Source organism: Acidovorax sp. CCYZU-2555 (genome assembly GCF_018413525.1).
Classification (GTDB): domain Bacteria; phylum Pseudomonadota; class Gammaproteobacteria; order Burkholderiales; family Burkholderiaceae_C; genus Comamonas.
On the sequence record NZ_JAHCDD010000024.1, the window covers coordinates 1 to 17,567 of the forward strand.

At 64.5% G+C, this 17,567-nt stretch carries 15 protein-coding genes; 11 read left to right on the forward strand and 4 right to left on the reverse strand.

Annotation, left to right across the window (positions count from 1 at the left end; translation table 11 throughout):
- Positions 1–1,021 (reverse strand): cache domain-containing protein (locus KHY18_RS10435; RefSeq protein ID WP_249729037.1); only part of this gene is annotated, 1,021 nt, incomplete at its 3' end.
- Positions 1,022–1,278: 257 nt separating this feature from the next.
- On the opposite strand from KHY18_RS10435, the gene ypfJ reads away from it, so the two are divergent.
- Positions 1,279–2,151, forward strand: a complete 873-nt coding sequence (ypfJ, locus tag KHY18_RS10440; RefSeq protein WP_213299032.1) for a KPN_02809 family neutral zinc metallopeptidase — start codon at positions 1,279–1,281, stop codon at positions 2,149–2,151.
- A 112-nt stretch (positions 2,152–2,263) separates the two neighbouring features.
- Positions 2,264–3,691, forward strand: a complete 1,428-nt coding sequence (locus tag KHY18_RS10445) for a DEAD/DEAH box helicase (protein WP_213299035.1) — start codon at positions 2,264–2,266, stop codon at positions 3,689–3,691.
- Positions 3,692–3,760: 69 nt separating this feature from the next.
- Here the strand turns inward: KHY18_RS10445 and KHY18_RS10450 are convergent, their stop codons facing one another.
- A complete protein-coding gene (locus KHY18_RS10450) occupies positions 3,761–4,756 on the reverse strand; it encodes a Bug family tripartite tricarboxylate transporter substrate binding protein (RefSeq protein ID WP_213299038.1) in 996 nt (331 codons plus the stop codon).
- A gap of 63 nt (positions 4,757–4,819) precedes the next feature.
- Complete coding sequence (gene garD / locus KHY18_RS10455; RefSeq protein WP_213299041.1) at positions 4,820–6,397, reverse strand: galactarate dehydratase; 1,578 nt, start codon at positions 6,395–6,397, stop codon at positions 4,820–4,822.
- A 222-nt stretch (positions 6,398–6,619) separates the two neighbouring features.
- Here garD and KHY18_RS10460 point away from each other — a divergent pair, with 222 nt between their 5' ends.
- The 6 genes from KHY18_RS10460 (at position 6,620) to KHY18_RS10485 (ending at position 13,304) form a co-directional block, all read left to right on the forward strand.
- Positions 6,620–7,429, forward strand: a complete 810-nt coding sequence (locus KHY18_RS10460) for a FadR/GntR family transcriptional regulator (protein ID WP_213299044.1) — start codon at positions 6,620–6,622, stop codon at positions 7,427–7,429.
- A 147-nt stretch (positions 7,430–7,576) separates the two neighbouring features.
- Positions 7,577–8,554: a Bug family tripartite tricarboxylate transporter substrate binding protein gene (locus KHY18_RS10465; protein WP_213299047.1), complete on the forward strand. Its 978-nt coding sequence runs from the start codon at positions 7,577–7,579 to the stop codon at positions 8,552–8,554.
- A gap of 40 nt (positions 8,555–8,594) precedes the next feature.
- Positions 8,595–9,503 carry a 5-dehydro-4-deoxyglucarate dehydratase gene (kdgD, locus tag KHY18_RS10470; RefSeq protein WP_213299051.1) on the forward strand — a complete coding sequence of 303 codons (909 nt, stop codon included), beginning with the start codon at positions 8,595–8,597 and terminating at the stop codon, positions 9,501–9,503.
- A gap of 169 nt (positions 9,504–9,672) precedes the next feature.
- On the forward strand, positions 9,673–10,638 hold the full coding sequence (locus KHY18_RS10475) for a 2-hydroxyacid dehydrogenase (RefSeq protein WP_213299054.1): 966 nt from the start codon (positions 9,673–9,675) through the stop codon (positions 10,636–10,638).
- 100 nt (positions 10,639–10,738) lie between these two features.
- Positions 10,739–11,827, forward strand: a complete 1,089-nt coding sequence (locus KHY18_RS10480; protein WP_213299057.1) for an SMP-30/gluconolactonase/LRE family protein — start codon at positions 10,739–10,741, stop codon at positions 11,825–11,827.
- A 28-nt stretch (positions 11,828–11,855) separates the two neighbouring features.
- Positions 11,856–13,304, forward strand: a complete 1,449-nt coding sequence (locus KHY18_RS10485) for an aldehyde dehydrogenase family protein (RefSeq protein WP_213299060.1) — start codon at positions 11,856–11,858, stop codon at positions 13,302–13,304.
- Between the two features lie 64 nt (positions 13,305–13,368).
- Here KHY18_RS10485 and KHY18_RS10490 read toward each other — a convergent pair whose 3' ends face one another.
- Positions 13,369–14,214 carry a symmetrical bis(5'-nucleosyl)-tetraphosphatase gene (locus KHY18_RS10490; RefSeq protein WP_213299063.1) on the reverse strand — a complete coding sequence of 282 codons (846 nt, stop codon included), beginning with the start codon at positions 14,212–14,214 and terminating at the stop codon, positions 13,369–13,371.
- Between the two features lie 24 nt (positions 14,215–14,238).
- On the opposite strand from KHY18_RS10490, the gene KHY18_RS10495 reads away from it, so the two are divergent.
- From KHY18_RS10495 to KHY18_RS10505, 3 genes are all read left to right on the forward strand, one after another.
- On the forward strand, positions 14,239–15,537 hold the full coding sequence (locus KHY18_RS10495; RefSeq protein ID WP_213299066.1) for a hemolysin family protein: 1,299 nt from the start codon (positions 14,239–14,241) through the stop codon (positions 15,535–15,537).
- A 125-nt stretch (positions 15,538–15,662) separates the two neighbouring features.
- Complete coding sequence (locus KHY18_RS10500; protein ID WP_213299069.1) at positions 15,663–15,953, forward strand: H-NS histone family protein; 291 nt, start codon at positions 15,663–15,665, stop codon at positions 15,951–15,953.
- Positions 15,954–16,299: 346 nt separating this feature from the next.
- Positions 16,300–17,502: an FAD-dependent monooxygenase gene (locus KHY18_RS10505; protein ID WP_213299072.1), complete on the forward strand. Its 1,203-nt coding sequence runs from the start codon at positions 16,300–16,302 to the stop codon at positions 17,500–17,502.
- Positions 17,503–17,567: the final 65 nt, after the last annotated feature.

Below are 17,567 nucleotides of genomic sequence, written 5' to 3' on the forward strand. Positions count from 1 at the left end.
GCGACGCGATCAGCGCGGCCAGCAGCGCGGCCGCGATGCCGCCGCCCAGCGCCTGCAGCACCGCGGTGTCGGCGCCGACGAAAGCCGTTGCCGTGGGCTGGCGCACGACCACATGCCAGCCCAGGTCGCTGGCGAGATTGCGCGCCGGCAGCCGCGTTACCGCCGTGAGGAACGGCGTCCTGGCGTCCTGCCAGTGCGCCAGGCCCGCGAGGCCCGGGGCTTTCATGCTGTCCCGTCTGCTCGCCGACGGCTGTTCGGTGCGCGGCAGCTTCTGGCCCAGCGCCACATAGGGGGCGATGCGGCCGTCGGGCCCATAGATGATTTCGCCAGCGCCGTCGAACACGAACAGCTCGATCTGCGCATGGTCGGCATAGGTCGGACGCAGCTCTTCGAGCGTATCGCGGGCCCAGTCCCAGCTCAGATGCAGGCCCAGCACGCCCACGGTCTCGCCATTGCGGTAGATGGGCGCGGAAAAATCGAGAAAGCGCTGCGGCTCGCCATTGCTGCTCGGCGGCAGCCTGTCAGCCAGCCCGGGAAAAGCATGGACATCGCCCACGTACAAGTCCTTGAGCCCGGCCTGGAACCAGGGTTGGTCGGCGACGCTCTTGCCCTGCATGATGTTGTTGGAATCGGTCGCGACGTTGCCGCGCACATCGGCCACGCCTATCCAGCGGCTGTAAGGCCGGCTTGAATGCATGCGTTGCAGCAGCGGCAGGACTTCCGGTGCATCTATGCCTTTTTCCCAGAGGTCCTGGGACGAGCCCAGCACCTGCATCAGCCGGCTGCGCTCGAACAGACCTTCTGCCAGCACCTTGGCCGCATTGTGGGCGACCATGTGCAGCGATGCCGCGGCCTCCTGCTGTATGCGCCATTTGAGCAGCTCGCCAAAGGCCAGCGACAGCAGCACGGCGACCAGTGCGGCCAGGCTGCCGAAGACCACGGCGATCTGCGTGCGCAGGCTCCAGGGGCGGTGTTCGGGCAGGGGCGGCGGGCGGTCGGGCAGCGGCGGTGACGGCTTCATGCGCGCACCCCGATCACCGCAGCCAGGCGCGCGCGGGTGAAGGCCCCATGACGTTCAAGCGGAATCATCCGCAGCAGCGCTGCGCGACTGGCAGTGAGGTGGTGCATGGCCTCGAATGTACACAGGTCAAGTCGCGCGTGCTTGTAGGAGCGTCGGCCTGCTTGCGGGCATTTCGGACAGGGACCGCAGCGCGGCGGCCTGCGGCGACGTAATATGCCGTTGATCGCGCCGCGCATGCCGGCGCCAAAGGAGTTCTTATGCGCTGGGACGGCAACCGTGAATCGGAAAATATCGAAGACAGACGCGGCCAGGGCGGCGGCTCGCCGATCTTCGGCGGGCGCAGCATAGGCATAGGCACCATCGTCGTGGCACTGATCGGCGGCTGGGTGCTGGGCATCAACCCGCTGACGCTGCTGGGCATGCTCAGCGGCGGCGGCAGCCCCGTGGCCGTGCAGCAGCCCGCGCCTGCGGGCCGGGCGCCGGCCGACGACACCATGGCGCGCTTTGTATCGACCGTGCTGGCCGACACGGAAGACGTCTGGGGCGACCTGTTCCGCAAGAATGGCGGCAACTACCAGCAACCCCGCCTGGTGCTGTTTCGCGGCGCGACCCAGACCGCCTGCGGCACGGGCCAGGCCGCGATGGGGCCGTTCTATTGCCCTGCTGACCAAAAGGTCTATATCGACCTGGGCTTCTACCAGACGCTCAAGAACCAGTTGGGCGCGCCCGGCGATTTCGCCCAGGCCTATGTGATCGCACACGAAGTCGGCCACCATGTGCAGCATCTGCTGGGCATCACCGACAAGGTCGACAGCATGCGCGGACGCGTCAGCAAGGCCGAACAAAACCAGTTGTCGGTGCGGCTCGAACTGCAGGCAGATTGCCTGGCCGGCGTCTGGGCCCACCATGCGCAGGATGCGCGCCAGATACTGGAGCAGGGCGATGTGGAAGAGGCGATGAACGCCGCGGCGAAGATCGGCGACGATGCCTTGCAACGCGCCGCGGGCGGCGCTGTCGTGCCCGACAGCTTCACGCATGGCACGAGTGCGCAGCGTCAGCGCTGGTTCCAGAGCGGTCTGCAGCGCGGAGAACTCAAGGGTTGCGACACGTTCAGCGCCCGCCAACTGTGACGCCAGACACGCCTTCTTGCAGGCGTTTGTCGCACATAAGCAGCGCATGAAGCCCTTGAATCGCCCGGGCAAATAGGTGGGTTCGCCGCTAGGTGCGACAATAGTAGGCTAAATGACAAGTTCTTTTTCCAATTTATCCCTGTCGGAACCCCTGGCCCGTGCTGTTGCCGAGATGGGCTATGAGTCCATGACGCCCATTCAGGCGCAGGCCATTCCCGTTGTCTTGACCGGCAAGGACGTGATGGGCGCCGCCCAAACGGGTACCGGCAAGACGGCGGCTTTCTCGCTGCCGCTGCTGCAGCGTCTGCTCAAGCACGAAAACAGTTCCACCTCGCCCGCGCGCCATCCGGTGCGTGCGCTGGTGCTGTTGCCGACGCGAGAGCTCGCTGACCAGGTCGCCCAGCAAATCGCGCTGTACGCCAAGCACACCAAGCTGCGCAGCATGGTGGTGTTCGGCGGCATGGACATGAAGCCCCAGACGCTGGAGCTCAAGAAGGGCGTCGAAGTCTTGGTGGCCACGCCCGGTCGTCTGCTGGACCACATCGAAGCCAAGAACGCCATCCTGAATCAGGTGGAATACGTGGTACTCGACGAAGCCGACCGCATGCTCGACATCGGTTTCCTGCCCGATCTGCAGCGCATCCTGTCCTATCTGCCCAAGACCCGCACCACCTTGCTGTTCAGCGCGACCTTCTCGCCTGAAATCAAGCGCCTGGCGAGCAGCTATCTGCAGGACCCGGTGACCATCGAAGTGGCACGGCCCAACGAAACCGCGTCGACCGTGGAGCAGCGCTTCTTCAGCGCCGCCGACGAAGACGAGAAGCGCCTGGCCATTCACAAGATCCTCAAGGAACGCGGCATTCGCCAGGCCTTCATTTTCTCGAACAGCAAGCTGGGCTGCGCACGGCTCACGCGCACGCTCGAGCGTGACGGCCTGCGCGCCACGGCGCTGCACGGCGACAAGAGCCAGGACGAACGCCTCAAGGCGCTCGACGCCTTCAAGGCCGGCAATGTCGACCTGCTGGTCTGCACCGACGTCGCCGCGCGCGGCCTGGACATCAAGGACGTTCCCGCGGTGTTCAACTACGACGTGCCGTTCAACGCCGAAGACTACGTGCACCGCATAGGCCGCACCGGCCGCGCGGGCGCATCGGGCCTGGCGGTGACGCTGGTGTCCTCGCGCGACGCGCGCCAGGTCGGCGAAATCGAAAAGCTGATCAAGAAGAAGATCGACATCGAGGCGCTGCAACTCGAGCAGCCGCGTCAGCAAGGCCGCATGAACGACGGCCGCCGCGCCTGGCGTGGTGAAGGCGAAGACTCGGCGCGTGGCGTCGTCGGTCGTCCGGCTCCGGCCCCGCGTTCCACACGCCCGGCCTCGCGCCCTGCGGCCGATCCGTTCTTCGACCGGCCTTACGTGGCTTCGGCCGCGGCCCCCGCCGCGACCTGGGACGATACGCGCCAGCCCGCGGCACGCCCATCGATCAAGTCCAAGCGCAAGGTCGCGGCCCTGTTCCGCGCACCCGAGCTCGCTCAGTCCTGAATGACGGGCCCATAAAAAAAAGCGCCGTGAGGCGCTTTTTTTTGCTTGTGGGCAAGGCAGGGTTGGCATTCAACCATCCACTTTCACGTTCGCTTCCTTGATCACGGTCGCCCACTTGGACACTTCGGCCTTCTGGAATGCGGCGACCTGGGTCGTCGACAGCGTCGACGGCTCCATGCCCATGGTCTTCAGGCGGCCCTGCATGTCTGGCGTGGCCAGGATCTTGGCGATTTCCTGGTGCAGACGCTGGACGATGGCATCGGGCGTGTTGGTCGGCGCGAAAATCGCCTGCCACGACGTGACTTCGAAGTCGCCCAGGCCCTTGAGGCCCGATTCGGCCACGGTGGGCACGTCCTTGAGCGAGTCGATGCGCTGCTTGGAAGTCACCGCCAGCGCGCGCAACTTGCCGCTCTGGATGTGCGGCGCCGCGACCACGGTGGTGTCGAACATCATGTCGACCTGACCGCCCATCACGTCCTGGATGGCCGGGCCGCTGCCCTTGTACGGCACGTGGGTGAACTTGACGCCCGACTTCCAGGCCAGCATTTCCAGCGCCAGATGCTGCGACGTGCCCGCGCCGGCCGAGGCCGACGACAGGCCGCCCGACTTCTTCTGCGAGGCTTCGAGCACATCCTTGAGGCTCTTGTACGGGCTGTTGGCCGGAACGACCAGCACCAGCGGGTTGGTGCCGATCAGCGTGATCGGCGTGAACGATTTGATCGGGTCGTAGCCCAGCTTGGGGTACAGGCTCACATTGATGGCGTGCGAGCTGATCGTGCCGCCCAGGATGGTGAAGCCATCGGGCGCGGTGCGCGACGCGAGTTCGGAGCCCACGCTGCCGCCGGCGCCGGCCTTGTTTTCGACGATCACCGACGTGCCCAGAGCGGGGCCCAGTTGCTGGGCAATCAGCCGTCCCAGCTGGTCCGTGGTGCCGCCTGCGGCGAAAGGCACGGTATAGGTGATGACCTTGGCCTTGGGCCAGTTGCTCTGTGCCATGACTGCTGCAGGCATGCAGGCCAGGGCCAGCGGGGCGGCCGCGGCCTTGAGTAGTTGTCGACGTTGCATAGATTTGTCTCCTGGTTGAAATGAAATGCCGCCTGTAGGCTCAGGCGTGCAGGGGTGTCTTTATCAGGTCACTGGGGCTGGGTTGAAGAGCACAAGGGAGTTGTGCAGCTTCCAGTGCTCGGCCCAGGTCTTCTTGCGGCCGCTGGCGATCTCTATCATCAGATGGAACAGCTCCCAGCCCATGTCTTCGATCGTCGCGTCGCCGTCGGCGATGCGCCCGGCGTTCACGTCCATCAGGTCGTGCCAGCGGCGCGCGAGGTCGCTGCGCGTCGCCACCTTGATCACGGGGCAGGCGGCGAGGCCGTAGGGCGTGCCGCGGCCGGTGGTGAAAATGTGCAGGTTCATGCCGGCCGCGAGCTGCAGCGTGCCGCAGATGAAGTCGGAGGCCGGCGTGGCCGCGTAGATCAGGCCTTTTTCCTTGAGCTTCTCGCCCGGAGCGAGCACGCCCGTGATCGGCGTCGAGCCCGACTTGACGATGGAGCCCATGGCTTTCTCGACAATGTTGGAGAGCCCGCCTTTCTTGTTGCCCGGCGTGGTGTTGGCGCTGCGATCGGCCAGGCCGCGCGCGAGGTAGGCGTCATACCAGGCCATCTGGTCGATCATCGCCTGGGCGACTTCGGGCGTGCTGGCACGTGAAGTCAGCTGGTCGATGCCGTCGCGCACTTCGGTGACTTCCGAGAACATCACGCTGGCGCCGGCGCGCACCAGCAGGTCGGTGGCGTAGCCCACGGCCGGGTTGGCCGTGACGCCGCTGAATGCGTCGCTGCCGCCGCATTGCACGCCCACCACCAGTTCGCTGACCGGCACGGTCTCGCGCCGGCGCTGGTTCAGGCGCTGCAGATGCACATCGGCCTGGCGCACGATCGAGTCGATCATGCTCATGAAGCCCACATGCTCCTCGGCCTGCAGACAGACCACGTCGAGCGCGCTGTCGGCCGCAGGCAGGGCAGGGGCCGTGCCCAGGCGCTGCATCGGCAGCAGCGGCGCCTCCGCTGGCAGCAGGCGCTCGGGCTGCAGCTTTTCGCAGCCCAGGCTCACGACCATCACTTCACCGCCGAAATTGGGGTTGCGGCTGATGTTGCGCAGCGTGCGGATGGGAATGATGGCGTCGGGCGCGTCGATGGCCACGCCGCAGCCGTAGCTGTGCTCCAGGCCCACGACGTCGTCGACATTCGGGTAACGGGGCAGCAGCTCGCTCTTGATGCGTTGCACGGCCGTATCGACCACGCCCGCCACGCATTGCACGGTGGTGGTGATCGCCAGGATGTTGCGCGTGCCCACCGAGCCATCGGCGTTGCGGTAGCCTTCGAAGGTATGGCCCGTGAGCGGCGCCAACGCGGGCGGCTTCACCGTGGCCATGGGCAGGCCTTCCAATTCCGGCGCCGCGGGCATGCGCAGCGTGCGCTCGTTGATCCAGCTGCCGCGCGGCAGGGCCTGCAGCGCATAGCCTATGACCACGTTGTAGCGGCGCACCACCGCGCCTTCGGCCAGGTCTTCGAGCGCGACCTTGTGGCCTTGGGGGATGTTGTCTACCAGACGCAATCCATCGGGAAACACCGTGCCCGCAGGAAGGCCGCCATCGTTGGCCACGATGGCCACGTTGTCGGCAGCATGCATACGGATATAAAGAGGGCTGCTCATCGGCTACTTTCAATTTTTGAATTCATCACGACACCTCTGGAGCGTCTTGCCGTGCGTCCACGGCAACCATTCCAAAGCACATCACGCGGGTGGCGCGGTAAAAAGGTGACTGCTTACTTTGAGACGCCCCGTTCAATGGCGCCAATTTGTCACCCAAGTACTGCACTAAACCATTATCAGTGATATGTTGTCGTACAACTAAAACCAATTATCATCAGAGCCATGAGCATCCCGACATCGGAATTACCCCAATCTGCCGCATTTTTATTGCCTGCGGAGGGCTCTGCATTGCGCAGCAAGACCAGCCGCGGCAGCCGCAGCCTGGCCAACCTCCTGTCGGAAGAGTTCGACCACAAGATACGCCAGGGCTTGCTGCACGAGGGCGACAAGCTGCCGACCGAGTCCGAGTTGGTGCGCAGCTACGACGTCAGCCGCACCGTGGTGCGTGAAGCGCTCTCCAAGCTGCAGGCTTCCGGCCTGGTTGAAACCCGCCATGGCATAGGCACTTTCGTGCTGCCCACGCGGCAAAGCCCGGGCATGCAACTCAATGCGCATGAACTCAGCGAGTCGGTCGACGTGCTGGCCGTGCTGGAGCTGCGCATCAGCCTGGAGACCGAAGCCGCGGGCCTGGCGGCGCAGCGGCGTGAAGCCAGTCATCTGCGCGCCATGCGCGAGGCATTGCAGGCGTTCGAGCACAACTTCGCGCTGGGCAACGAGACCGTGAGCCATGACTTGACGTTCCACCTGAGCATTGCCCAGGCCACGGGCAATCGGTACTTCCAGGACATCCTGCAGCACTTCGGCACCATGCTGATTCCGCGCAACCGCATCGCGTCCATCCATACGCCGGCGCGCGACCCCGACTACCTGCGCCGCGTCAACCGCGAGCACGAAGAGATCTATGCGGCCATCGAGCGCCAGGATGCCGACTCCGCGCGTGCGGCAATGCGCATTCACCTGACCAATTCGCGTGAACGCCTGCGCCTGGCTCAGCGTCTGAGCCAACTTCCCGAGCCCGTTTTGCCTGCCTGATCGAGGTCTGAGCCCGCGTTCCCGGTGTACGGGAGCGGGGCGCGCATCCATTGCTTTTTCCTGTTCGTGTTTACCCCTAGGATTTTTTGCGTGAGTTTCTAGAAGTCTAGTTGTATGATGACTGACCACTATACGGAGACACTTCAAATGCTTTCCCGCTCACGCTTTCTGTGCTCAGCCTTGGCTCTCGCCGGTGTCAGCCTGCTTTCCGCTCCCGCTTTCGCGGCGGATCCCTGGCCCAGCAAACCCATCCGTCTGGTGGTTCCTTATCCTCCAGGTGGCAGCTCCGACATCATTGCCCGCTCCATCGGTCAAGTGATCTCGCAGGAACTCAAGCAGACGGTGATCATCGAGAACAAGCCCGGTGCCAACGGAAATCTGGGCGCGGAGTTCGTGACCCGCGCCGCTCCCGATGGCTACACCTGGCTGCTGGCCGACCTGGGTGCGCTGGCGATTTCGCCTTCGGTCTACACCAAGCTCAGCTTCGACCCCTCCAAGGACCTGCGCGGCGCGGCCATGCTGGCCTACTCGCCCCACATGCTGGTGGTGAATCCCAGCGTGAAGGCCAATAACTTGAAGGAGCTGGTGGAGCTGTCGAAGCAGCAGGATCTGAATTTCGCCGTGACGGCCACGGGCAGCGCGCCGCATCTGGCCGGCGTGGAACTGGCCCGCCTGACGGGTGCGAAGTGGGTCTATGTGCCTTACAAGGGCGGCGTGCAATCGGTGCAGGACACCGTCGCCGGCCAGACCCAGGTGCTGATGAACGGCATGCTGGCCACCTACCCGCATGTGCAAAGCGGCAAGCTCAAGCTGCTGGGTATTTCCAAGGAAACCCGCATGCCGCTGATTGCCGATGTGCCGACGCTGGCCGAGCAGGGCGCCAAGGGCTTTGCCTCGGGTACCTGGCAAGGCGTGGTGTTGCCGGCCAAGACCCCGGAGGCCATTGTCCAGCGTGTGAACAAGGCGCTGGTCTCCGCCATCCGTTCGCCTGACGTGCGTGCGCGTCTGACGGTGCAGGGTGCCGAACTGGTCACCATGACGCCCGCCGAAACCGACAAGTTCTTCAACGCCGAGCGCGCGCGCTGGCGTACCGTGGTGCAGACCTCCAATCTGCAACTGGACTGAAGTCCAGCCTATTTTTTCATTCTGTTCCTAAAGGATTGCCATGAGCCCCCAAGAAGTCAAAAGCGTGATGAGTTCCGGTCTGTTGTCGTTCCCCGTGACCGACTTCGACAGCCAAGGTAACTTCAATGCCAAGAGCTATGCCGAACGCCTCGAGTGGCTGGCGCCGTTCGGCGCCACCGCGCTGTTCGCCGCCGGCGGCACGGGCGAGTTCTTCTCGCTGACGGCTGAAGAGTATCCCGCGATCATCAAGACCGCTGTGGACACTTGCAAGGGCAAAGTGCCAATCATCGCCGGCGCCGGCGGCCCTACGCGTTTCGCCATCCAGTGCGCCCAGGAAGCCGAAAAGGCCGGCGCGCACGGCGTCCTGCTGCTGCCTCACTACCTGACCGAAGCCAGCCAGGAAGGCCTGGCCGCGCACGTCGAAGCCGTCTGCAAGAGCGTCAAGTTCGGCGTGATCATCTACAACCGTGGCATCAGCCGCTTCACGCCCGAAACCGTTGCCAAGCTGTGCGAACGCAACCCCAACCTGGTCGGTTTCAAGGACGGCGTGGGCGACATCGAAGCCATGTCGGCCATGTTCCTGACCATGGGCGATCGCCTGGCCTATCTGGGCGGCCTGCCCACGGCTGAAGTCTATGCCGCTGCCTACAAGGCGCTGGGCACGCCCGTGTACTCGTCCGCTGTCTTCAACTTCATCCCCAAGACGGCCATCCGTTTCTACGAAGCGGTGAAGAACGACGACCACGCGACGCAGCACCACCTGCTCAAGACCTTCTTCATGCCTTACCTCGAGATCCGCAACCGCAGCGCCGGTTATGCCGTCTCGATCGTCAAGGCCGGCGCCAAGATCGCTGGTTACGACGCAGGCCCCGTGCGTGCACCGTTGGCTGACCTCAAGCCCAACGAAGTCGAAGAACTGGCCGCTTTGATGAAGCTCGTGGAGCAATAAAGCCAGCGCCCCGGATCGGACGAGCGATCGTCCGCTCCGGGGCACATTGCACAGAGGCAGACGCTGCCCCTGTGCAATGTGCCCCCGCTGCACCACAGGGGCACCAGGCCTTTGCGCGGCGGTATGCGGTTTCATTCCTTCCCATTGAACGACCCAAGGACCTCCCGGCATGGCGCTTTCCCGACCCCGCGTTCTCCAATACGGCAAGATGCCGCTGCCCCAGCTGGATGCTGAACTGGCGCAAGCCTACGATGTGCAAATCCTCTCGGAGCAAGCCGATCCCGAGCGCTTCCTGGCGGAGCAGGGCGCGCAGTTTCCGTATGTGGTGACGTCGGCGGCCATGGGCCTGCCGGCGCGCGTCGTCGACGCGCTGCCCGAACTCAAATTTGTCAGCAGCTTCGGCGTGGGCTTCGACGCGCTCGACAAGGACGCGCTGCTGCGCCGCGGCGCGCGCGTGGGCTATACGCCGGGCGTGCTCGACGACTGCGTGGCCGACATGGCCTGGGCGCTGCTGCTCGACGCCGCGCGCGGCGTGAGCGCCTCCGACCGCTTCGTGCGCCGCGGCGACTGGAGCCGCCAGCGCTTCGGTCTCGCAACGCGGGTCTCGGGCAAGCGCCTGGGCATCTTCGGCATGGGCCGCATCGGCAGCGCCGTGGCGCGCCGCGGCGCGGGCTTCGACATGGAAGTGGCATATCACAATCGCCGCCCCATCGACGGCTCGCCCCATCAGTACCTCGCGTCGCTGCTGGAGCTGGCGCGCTGGTCCGACTTTCTGATCATCACCGCCGCGGGCGGCGACCACACGCGCCACCTCGTGAGCACCGAAGTGCTCGACGCGCTGGGCCCCGAGGGCTTTCTGGTCAACGTGGCGCGCGGCAGCGTGGTCGATGAGGCGGCACTGGTCGAAGCGCTGCGCAGCGGTCGCATCGCGGGCGCGGGCCTCGATGTGTTCGAGGACGAGCCGCGTCCGCTGGCCGATCTGCTGACGCTGGAGAACGCGGTGCTCGCGCCGCATATCGCCAGCGGCACGCACGATACCCGCCGCGCCATGGCCGACCTGGTGCTGCAGAACCTGCAGCAGTTCATCGCCACCGGCGAGCCCGCGGCCGAAGTGCCCTGGTCGGCGGCGCGCTGAGCCTGTTTTTTCCCGGCACCTGCGGGCTGATGGGCGCTTCGCACCGAAGCGTTCGCGCAGGGTGCGTCGACTCTCCCGCCATTCAATAGGACATATTCATATGAACCGTCGCAAGCTGTTGAAGACTTTCAGCGCCACCGCCCTGGGCGCCTGGGGCGCCGCCGCCGGCGCGCAATCGTTCGGGTTCTCGCCCCATCAGCGCTACCCCGATCCCGCGGTCTTCATTCTCGACCCCAGCTTTGCCAAGTACCGCATCTACAGCAGCACCATCGAGCAGCTGGGCACGGGCATGCGCTGGGCCGAAGGCCCGGCCTATTTCCCGGAAACGGGAACGCTGATCCTGAGCGACATTCCCAACAACCGACTGATGAAGTTCGAGGAAAAGACCGGCAAGTTTTCCGTGCACAAGGAAAACGCCAACTACGCCAACGGCAATGCGCGCGACCGCCAGGGCCGCTTGATCACCTGCGAGCATTCAGTGACGCGCCGCGTGGTGCGCACCGAGCGCGACGGCAGCACCACGGTGCTGGCCGATCGCTACCAGGGCAAGCGCCTGAATGCGCCCAACGACGTGGTGGTGAAGTCGGACGATAGCATCTGGTTCACCGATCCGCTGTTCGGCATCAACGGCGAATGGGAAGGCTCGCGCGCCACGCCCGAGCAGCCCGGCACCTATGTCTACCGCATCGGCAAGGACGGCCAGATCAGCGCCGTGGTCACCGATCTCGTCAACCCCAACGGCCTGGCGTTTTCTCCCGACGAGAAGAAGCTTTACGTGGTCGAGTGGAAAGGCAATCCCAATCGCGGCGTCTGGAGCTACGACGTTTCCGCCGATGGCACCAGCCTGTCGAACAAGACGCGGCTGATCGATGCCGACGGCCCGGGTGCGTTCGACGGCCTGCGCGTGGACCGCGACGGCAATCTGTGGTGCGGCTGGGGCTTCAGCGGCGCGTTCAGCCCCGAGGCCAGCGACATCGGCGGCGGCATGCGCGCCCATCTGCCGCTGGGCAAATCGGCGGAGATGGACGGTGTCAAGGTCTTCAATCCACAGGGCAAGCCGATCGGATTCATCCGCCTGCCCGAGCGCTGCGCCAACCTCGAATTCGGCGGCCCCAAGCGCAACCGCTTGTACATGGCCAGCAGCCACTCTCTTTACGCCTTGTATGTCGAAGCCCACGGCGCGGCATGAACCCCCTTTTTATCCAGGAACCGAGCAAATGACCCAATTCGACAACCTCATCAACGGCCAGTGGACTGCCGGCAAGAGCTACAGCCCCAACGCCAACCCCAGCGACCTGGCCGACGTGATCGGCGAGTACGCCCAGGGCGACGCTGCGGACGTCAATGCCGCCGTCGCCGCGGCCGCGGCCGCATTCCCCGCGTGGAGCACGTCGGGCATCCAGGCGCGCCACGATGCGCTCGACAAGATCGGCACCGAAATCCTCGCGCGCAAGGAAGAGCTGGGCGACCTGCTGGCGCGTGAAGAAGGCAAGACGCGTCCCGAAGCCATAGGCGAAGTCGGACGTGCGGGCCAGATCTTCAAGTTCTTCGCGGGCGAATGCCTGCGCCTGGCCGGCGAGACCCTGCCTTCGGTGCGTCCCGGCATCGGTGTGGAAATCACGCGCGAGCCCGTGGGTGTGGTCGGCCTGATCACGCCCTGGAACTTCCCCATCGCGATTCCCGCCTGGAAGATCGCGCCCGCGCTGGCCTTCGGCAATTGCGTGGTGCTCAAGCCCGCCGATCTGGTGCCGGGCAGCGCCTGGGCGCTGGCCGACATCATCCACCGCAGCGGCATTCCCGCAGGCGTGTTCAACCTGGTGATGGGCCGCGGCCGCGTCATCGGTGAAGCGCTGGTGCAGCATGACGATGTGGCGGCGATCAGCTTCACCGGCTCGGTCGGCGTGGGCAAGGGCATTGCCGCGGCCTGCGTGGCCAGCGGCAAGAAGGTGCAGCTCGAAATGGGCGGCAAGAACCCGCAGGTCGTGCTCGACGACGCCGACCTGAACCAGGCCGTCGAACTGTCGGCGCAAAGCAGCTTCTACTCCACCGGCCAGCGCTGCACCGCGTCGAGCCGCCTGATCGTCACCGACAAGATCTACCCGGCCTTCATCGAAGCGCTGCAGGCGCGCATGGCCAAGATCAAGGTCGGCGATGCGCGTGCCGCGGGCACCGACATCGGCCCCGTGGTGAGCCAGGCCCAGCTCGAGCAGGATCTGAGCTATGTGGAAATCGCCCAGGCAGAAGGCGCTGTGCTGGCCGCGGGCGGCGCGCGTGTTGCCTGCCATTCGGGCAGCGACAAGAACGGCTTCTTCATGCAGCCCGCGCTGTTCGTCGACTCCACGCCCGCGATGCGCATCAACCGCGAGGAAGTGTTCGGCCCCGTGGCCAGCGTGATCCGCGTGCGTGACTACGAAGAAGCGCTGGCCGTGGCCAACGACACGCCGTTCGGCCTGGCCGCGGGCATTGCCACGACCAGCCTGAAGTACGCCACGCACTTCAAGCGCCACAGCCAGGCCGGCATGGTGATGGTCAACCTGCCCACGGCAGGCGTCGACTACCACGTGCCGTTCGGCGGCCGCAAGGGTTCGAGCTACGGTCCGCGCGAGCAGGGCCGCTATGCGCAGGAGTTCTACACCACCGTGAAGACTGCCTACACGCTGGCGTAAACCAGCACCCGCGTTATCCAACTTCTCTTTACACCGGGCCCTGGCCCGGTTTTTTTATGCCCGCTCACTTGGGTGGTTGTGCCTGCTCGCAGTGCACCTGAAACAGTTCGCGCTCGGCCAGAGAGTCGCCGAAACGCATGGCGCTGAGGCACCCGCCCCATACGCAGCCGGTGTCCAGGCCTATCAGGTCGTGGCGCGCGACCAGTCCCTGCTGCGACCAGTGGCCGAAAGCGATGGCGGTGTCCGTGCTGCGGCGCCCGGGCGCATCGAACCATGGCACCAGGCCGGGCGGGGCGTCGCTGGCGTTTTCGGTGCTGTCGAAATCCATGCGGCCCTCGGGCGTGCAAAAGCGCAGCCGCGTCAACGCGTTGACGATCACGCGCAGACGGTCGGCGCCCGCGAGATCGTCGCTCCAGGCCGCGGGCTGGTTGCCGTACATGGTGGCCAGGAAGGCCGGCAGCGCGTCGCTGCGCAGCACGGCTTCGACTTCCGCGGACAGGGCCAGCGTCTGCTCCACCGTCCATGCGGGCAGCACGCCCGCATGCAGCATCAGCAGCCGTTCACCGCGCGCCGTGGTGTGCAGGCGGGTCAGCGGCTGGCGGCGCAACCAGTCGAGCAGCACGGCGCGGTCGGGCGCCTGCAGGATGGCTTGGAGCGTGTCGCGCTTGCCCGGGCCGCGCAGGCCATGGGCGGCGGTGAGCAGATGCAGGTCATGGTTTCCCAGCAGCGGACGCACCGCATCGCCCAGCGCCATGCAGCGGCGCAGCACTTCGAGCGATGACGGGCCGCGGTTGACCAGATCGCCCAGCAGATACAGCGTATCGCGGCTCGGCGAGAAATCGATGACATCGAGCAGCCGACCAAGGGCTTCATCGCATCCCTGGATATCGCCGATACAGTACATTGACATGGTGTTCTTTCTACTTATTGATTCATGGATTTTCTGCTGATTGCACTTTTGACCCTGCTCAATGGTGTGTTTGCCATGTCGGAATTGGCATTGGCGTCGAGTCGCAAGGCACGCCTTGCGAGCATGGCGGAAGATGGCGACAAAGGGGCTGCGGCCGCTTTGGTATTGCTTGAAAATCCAACCCAGTTCCTGTCCTCGGTACAGGTGGGCATTACTTCCATCGGCATGCTCAACGGCATCATTGGCGAGGCCGCATTCAGTGACGGTCTGGCCCTGTGGCTGCGAGATGTCGGTGTACCCGAAAGCGCTTCGGGCGTTTCCGCCACGGCCATTGTCGTGGCAGTCATTACTTTCATCACCATCGTCTTTGGCGAGCTCGTTCCCAAGCGCATTGGCCAGTTGTACCCGGAAACCGTGGCGCGGCTGATTGCGCGCCCCATGACCTGGGTCGCGTCCGCGGCCAAGCCGTTTGTGCGCCTGCTGTCGGCGTCGACCCAGGCGGTGCTCACGCTGCTGCGCGTCAATGATTCTGCGAGCCGCGCGGTCACGGAAGAGGAAATCGTCGCCAGCCTCGAAGAAGGTCGCAATGCCGGCGTGATCGAATTCCACGAGCACCAGATGGTGCAGAACGTCTTTCGCCTCGACGACCGTTCGCTGACTTCGCTGATGGTGCCGCGCTCCGATGTGCAGTGGCTTGACGCCGATCTATCGGTGCTCGAGGGCTTGCGGTTGTCGGCCGACGGCCAGGAAAAAGGCGGCCATTCGTGGTATCCGGTATGCCGTGGCTCGCTCGATGACGTGGTCGGCGTGATCAGTGTGTCCCGCATGCTGGCACTGGGCGCGGGCACGCAAGGCAAGCTGGGCGAGCATGCATTGCCCGCGGCCTTTTTGCCTGAAACGCTCAGTGGCATGGAATTGCTCGACCAGTTGCGCGCGCGTTCGGGTCGAATGGTATTCGTGGTCGATGAATACGGCGTGGTGCAAGGCATCATGACGCCGCGTGATTTACTCGAAGCCATTACCGGCGAACTCAAGCCCGGCGCCCATACCGATGCCTGGGCTACGCCGCGCGAAGATGGATCCTGGTTGCTTGATGGCTTGATGCCGGTGTCTGAACTCAAGGCCCGACTGGATATCCGCGATCTGCCCGATGAGGAGCGTGGCCGCTATAACACCATTGCGGGGCTTTTGATGGCTGAAACGGGACGATTGCCAGCAGTTGGCGAGAGAATCGCGTGTGCCGGATGGATCTTTGAAATCGTTGATCTGGATGGAAAACGCATTGATAAGGTTCTTGCGGAGAAACCAGCGCAGACTTCTTGAGTGGTGCTTGAAAATCAAGCAATGTAAATGTTGTGGAAATTACGTATAGTTTTTATGCTGACGTGGTTTTTATTTTTCTATAATATCCAAACACTTTTTCCACTCATCGATAAGATACGAACACCATGAATTCCTACAAAGAATTGCTCAAGCAAAAAGAAGCCTTGGAACAGCAGATTCATGAGGCCCGCAGCCGCGAGTTGTCGGATGCAGTTTCCCGTGTGCGTGCCTTGGTCGCCGAGTATGAAATGACGCCTGAAGATGTGTTTCCTCCTGCACGCGCCGCGCGCGCCGCGGGCACGGGTGCCAAGGTTGCTCCCAAGTACCGCGACCCCAACACCGGCCAGACCTGGACCGGCCGTGGCAAGGCGCCCAAGTGGATTCAGAACGAAGAGCGTGAAAAGTTCGCAATCTAATTGCGTTTTGCTTCAAGAAAAGGCCTGCTCTGCAGGCCTTTTTTGTTGCTCTACTTTTATGTCGAATATTGGACATAGAAGAACGATTTAAAAAGCTAAACGTGTCATAGGGCATTTGTCGGGGTGACAAGTTTTTTAACGGTCGTGTTCGATATTATCGAACTGAATTTTCACCGTAATGGTTCATTGCCGATCTCAGTGCAGAGGTTACAAATTGAATCATGCAATCGACACTGCTGCGATACGGCAATGAAATAGCAGGCGGTCTGAACGCCTTTGAGTCGCGCCGAAAATAAGCCGTATGCGGATGATTTGGCGCAGCGAGGAACGCGGGCACAATGGGCATATGAAAAAGCAGGTGTTGATTGCCGGTGGTGGAATCGGCGGATTGGCCGCGGGTATTGGGGCCGCGAGAGCGGGCTGCGATGTGCGGTTGTTTGAACGCGCCGAGAAATTCGGCGAAGTCGGGGCGGGCATACAGCTGGGGCCGAACGTGGTGCGCAGGCTGCAGGCCTGGGGGCTGCAAAAGGACCTGCAATCCGTGGTCGCGCTGCCCGGCGCCTTGCAGGTGCGCAGTGCCGTGACCGGGCAGGCGCTGGCGCGCATGCCGCTGGGGCAGAGAATGGTGGAGCGCTATGGCGCGGCCTATGTCACCATCCACCGCGCCGATCTGCACCAGTTGCTGCTGGGCGGGCTGCGCGACTACGCCGAAGTGCACCTGAACCTGGCCCAGACGATCGCGCAATACCGCGAGGCCGACGGCGTGGTGACGGTGCGCACCGATGCCAACAAGTTGATCGAAGGCGACGCGCTGATCTGCGCCGATGGCGTGCACAGCCGCCTGCGCATGCAGATGCTCGGCGACCAGCCGCCGCGCGCCACGGGCCATCTCGCCTACCGGGCGATGGTGCGCCAGGCCGAGATGCCCCAGCGCTTGCGCACCAGCGATGTGACCGCCTGGCTGGGCCCGCGGCTGCATGTGATCCAGTACCCGGTGCGCCGCGGCGAACTGCAGAACCTGGTGGTCATTGCCCAGGGTCCCGCGCCCCAGGATATGGAACGCTGGGACCACGCTGCCAACGCCCAGGATCTGGAAGGGGTGCTCGCCGGCACCTGCAGCGCGCTGCAGGACCTGGTGCGCAGCGTGCCGCGCACGGGCTGGCGGCTGTGGCCGCTGGCCGACCGACCGCCGCTGCGCTCGCCGGACGAAATGGCCCAGGGCCTGGTGGCCCTGCTGGGCGATGCGAGTCATCCTATGCGACCCTATCTGGCGCAAGGCGCGGGCATGGCGATCGAGGATGCAGCCGAACTGCAGCGCGCGCTGTCGATGCACGACCTCGATGTGGCGCTGCGGCTGCGCCGCTATGCGCTCAACCGCTGGCAGCGCAACGCGCGCGTGCAGGCGCGCTCGCAGCGCAACGGCCGCATTTTCCACGCCACCGGCCCGGTGCGCTGGGGCCGCGATACCTCGCTGAAATTGCTGGGCGCACGCATCATGGACTTGCCCTGGCTCTACCGGGGCGATGGTTCAAGCGCTAGTTCATTATGACCCCCACGCTTGCTCGCTTCGTCCTGAGCTTGTCGAAGGACTGCCTGGGGGGGCGAAGCCCCCCA

What these genes read in the sequence shown, in the direction of transcription:
- ypfJ (WP_213299032.1), top strand. Translation starts at nt 1,279, where the DNA reads ATGCGCTGGGACGGCAACCGTGAATCGGAAAATATCGAAGACAGACGC.
- KHY18_RS10445 (WP_213299035.1), top strand. Translation starts at nt 2,264, where the DNA reads ATGACAAGTTCTTTTTCCAATTTATCCCTGTCGGAACCCCTGGCCCGT.
- KHY18_RS10450 (WP_213299038.1), bottom strand. Translation starts at nt 4,756, where the DNA reads ATGCAACGTCGACAACTACTCAAGGCCGCGGCCGCCCCGCTGGCCCTG.
- garD (WP_213299041.1), bottom strand. Translation starts at nt 6,397, where the DNA reads ATGAGCAGCCCTCTTTATATCCGTATGCATGCTGCCGACAACGTGGCC.
- KHY18_RS10460 (WP_213299044.1), top strand. Translation starts at nt 6,620, where the DNA reads ATGAGCATCCCGACATCGGAATTACCCCAATCTGCCGCATTTTTATTG.
- KHY18_RS10465 (WP_213299047.1), top strand. Translation starts at nt 7,577, where the DNA reads ATGCTTTCCCGCTCACGCTTTCTGTGCTCAGCCTTGGCTCTCGCCGGT.
- kdgD (WP_213299051.1), top strand. Translation starts at nt 8,595, where the DNA reads ATGAGCCCCCAAGAAGTCAAAAGCGTGATGAGTTCCGGTCTGTTGTCG.
- KHY18_RS10475 (WP_213299054.1), top strand. Translation starts at nt 9,673, where the DNA reads ATGGCGCTTTCCCGACCCCGCGTTCTCCAATACGGCAAGATGCCGCTG.
- KHY18_RS10480 (WP_213299057.1), top strand. Translation starts at nt 10,739, where the DNA reads ATGAACCGTCGCAAGCTGTTGAAGACTTTCAGCGCCACCGCCCTGGGC.
- KHY18_RS10485 (WP_213299060.1), top strand. Translation starts at nt 11,856, where the DNA reads ATGACCCAATTCGACAACCTCATCAACGGCCAGTGGACTGCCGGCAAG.
- KHY18_RS10490 (WP_213299063.1), bottom strand. Translation starts at nt 14,214, where the DNA reads ATGTCAATGTACTGTATCGGCGATATCCAGGGATGCGATGAAGCCCTT.
- KHY18_RS10495 (WP_213299066.1), top strand. Translation starts at nt 14,239, where the DNA reads ATGGATTTTCTGCTGATTGCACTTTTGACCCTGCTCAATGGTGTGTTT.
- KHY18_RS10500 (WP_213299069.1), top strand. Translation starts at nt 15,663, where the DNA reads ATGAATTCCTACAAAGAATTGCTCAAGCAAAAAGAAGCCTTGGAACAG.
- KHY18_RS10505 (WP_213299072.1), top strand. Translation starts at nt 16,300, where the DNA reads ATGAAAAAGCAGGTGTTGATTGCCGGTGGTGGAATCGGCGGATTGGCC.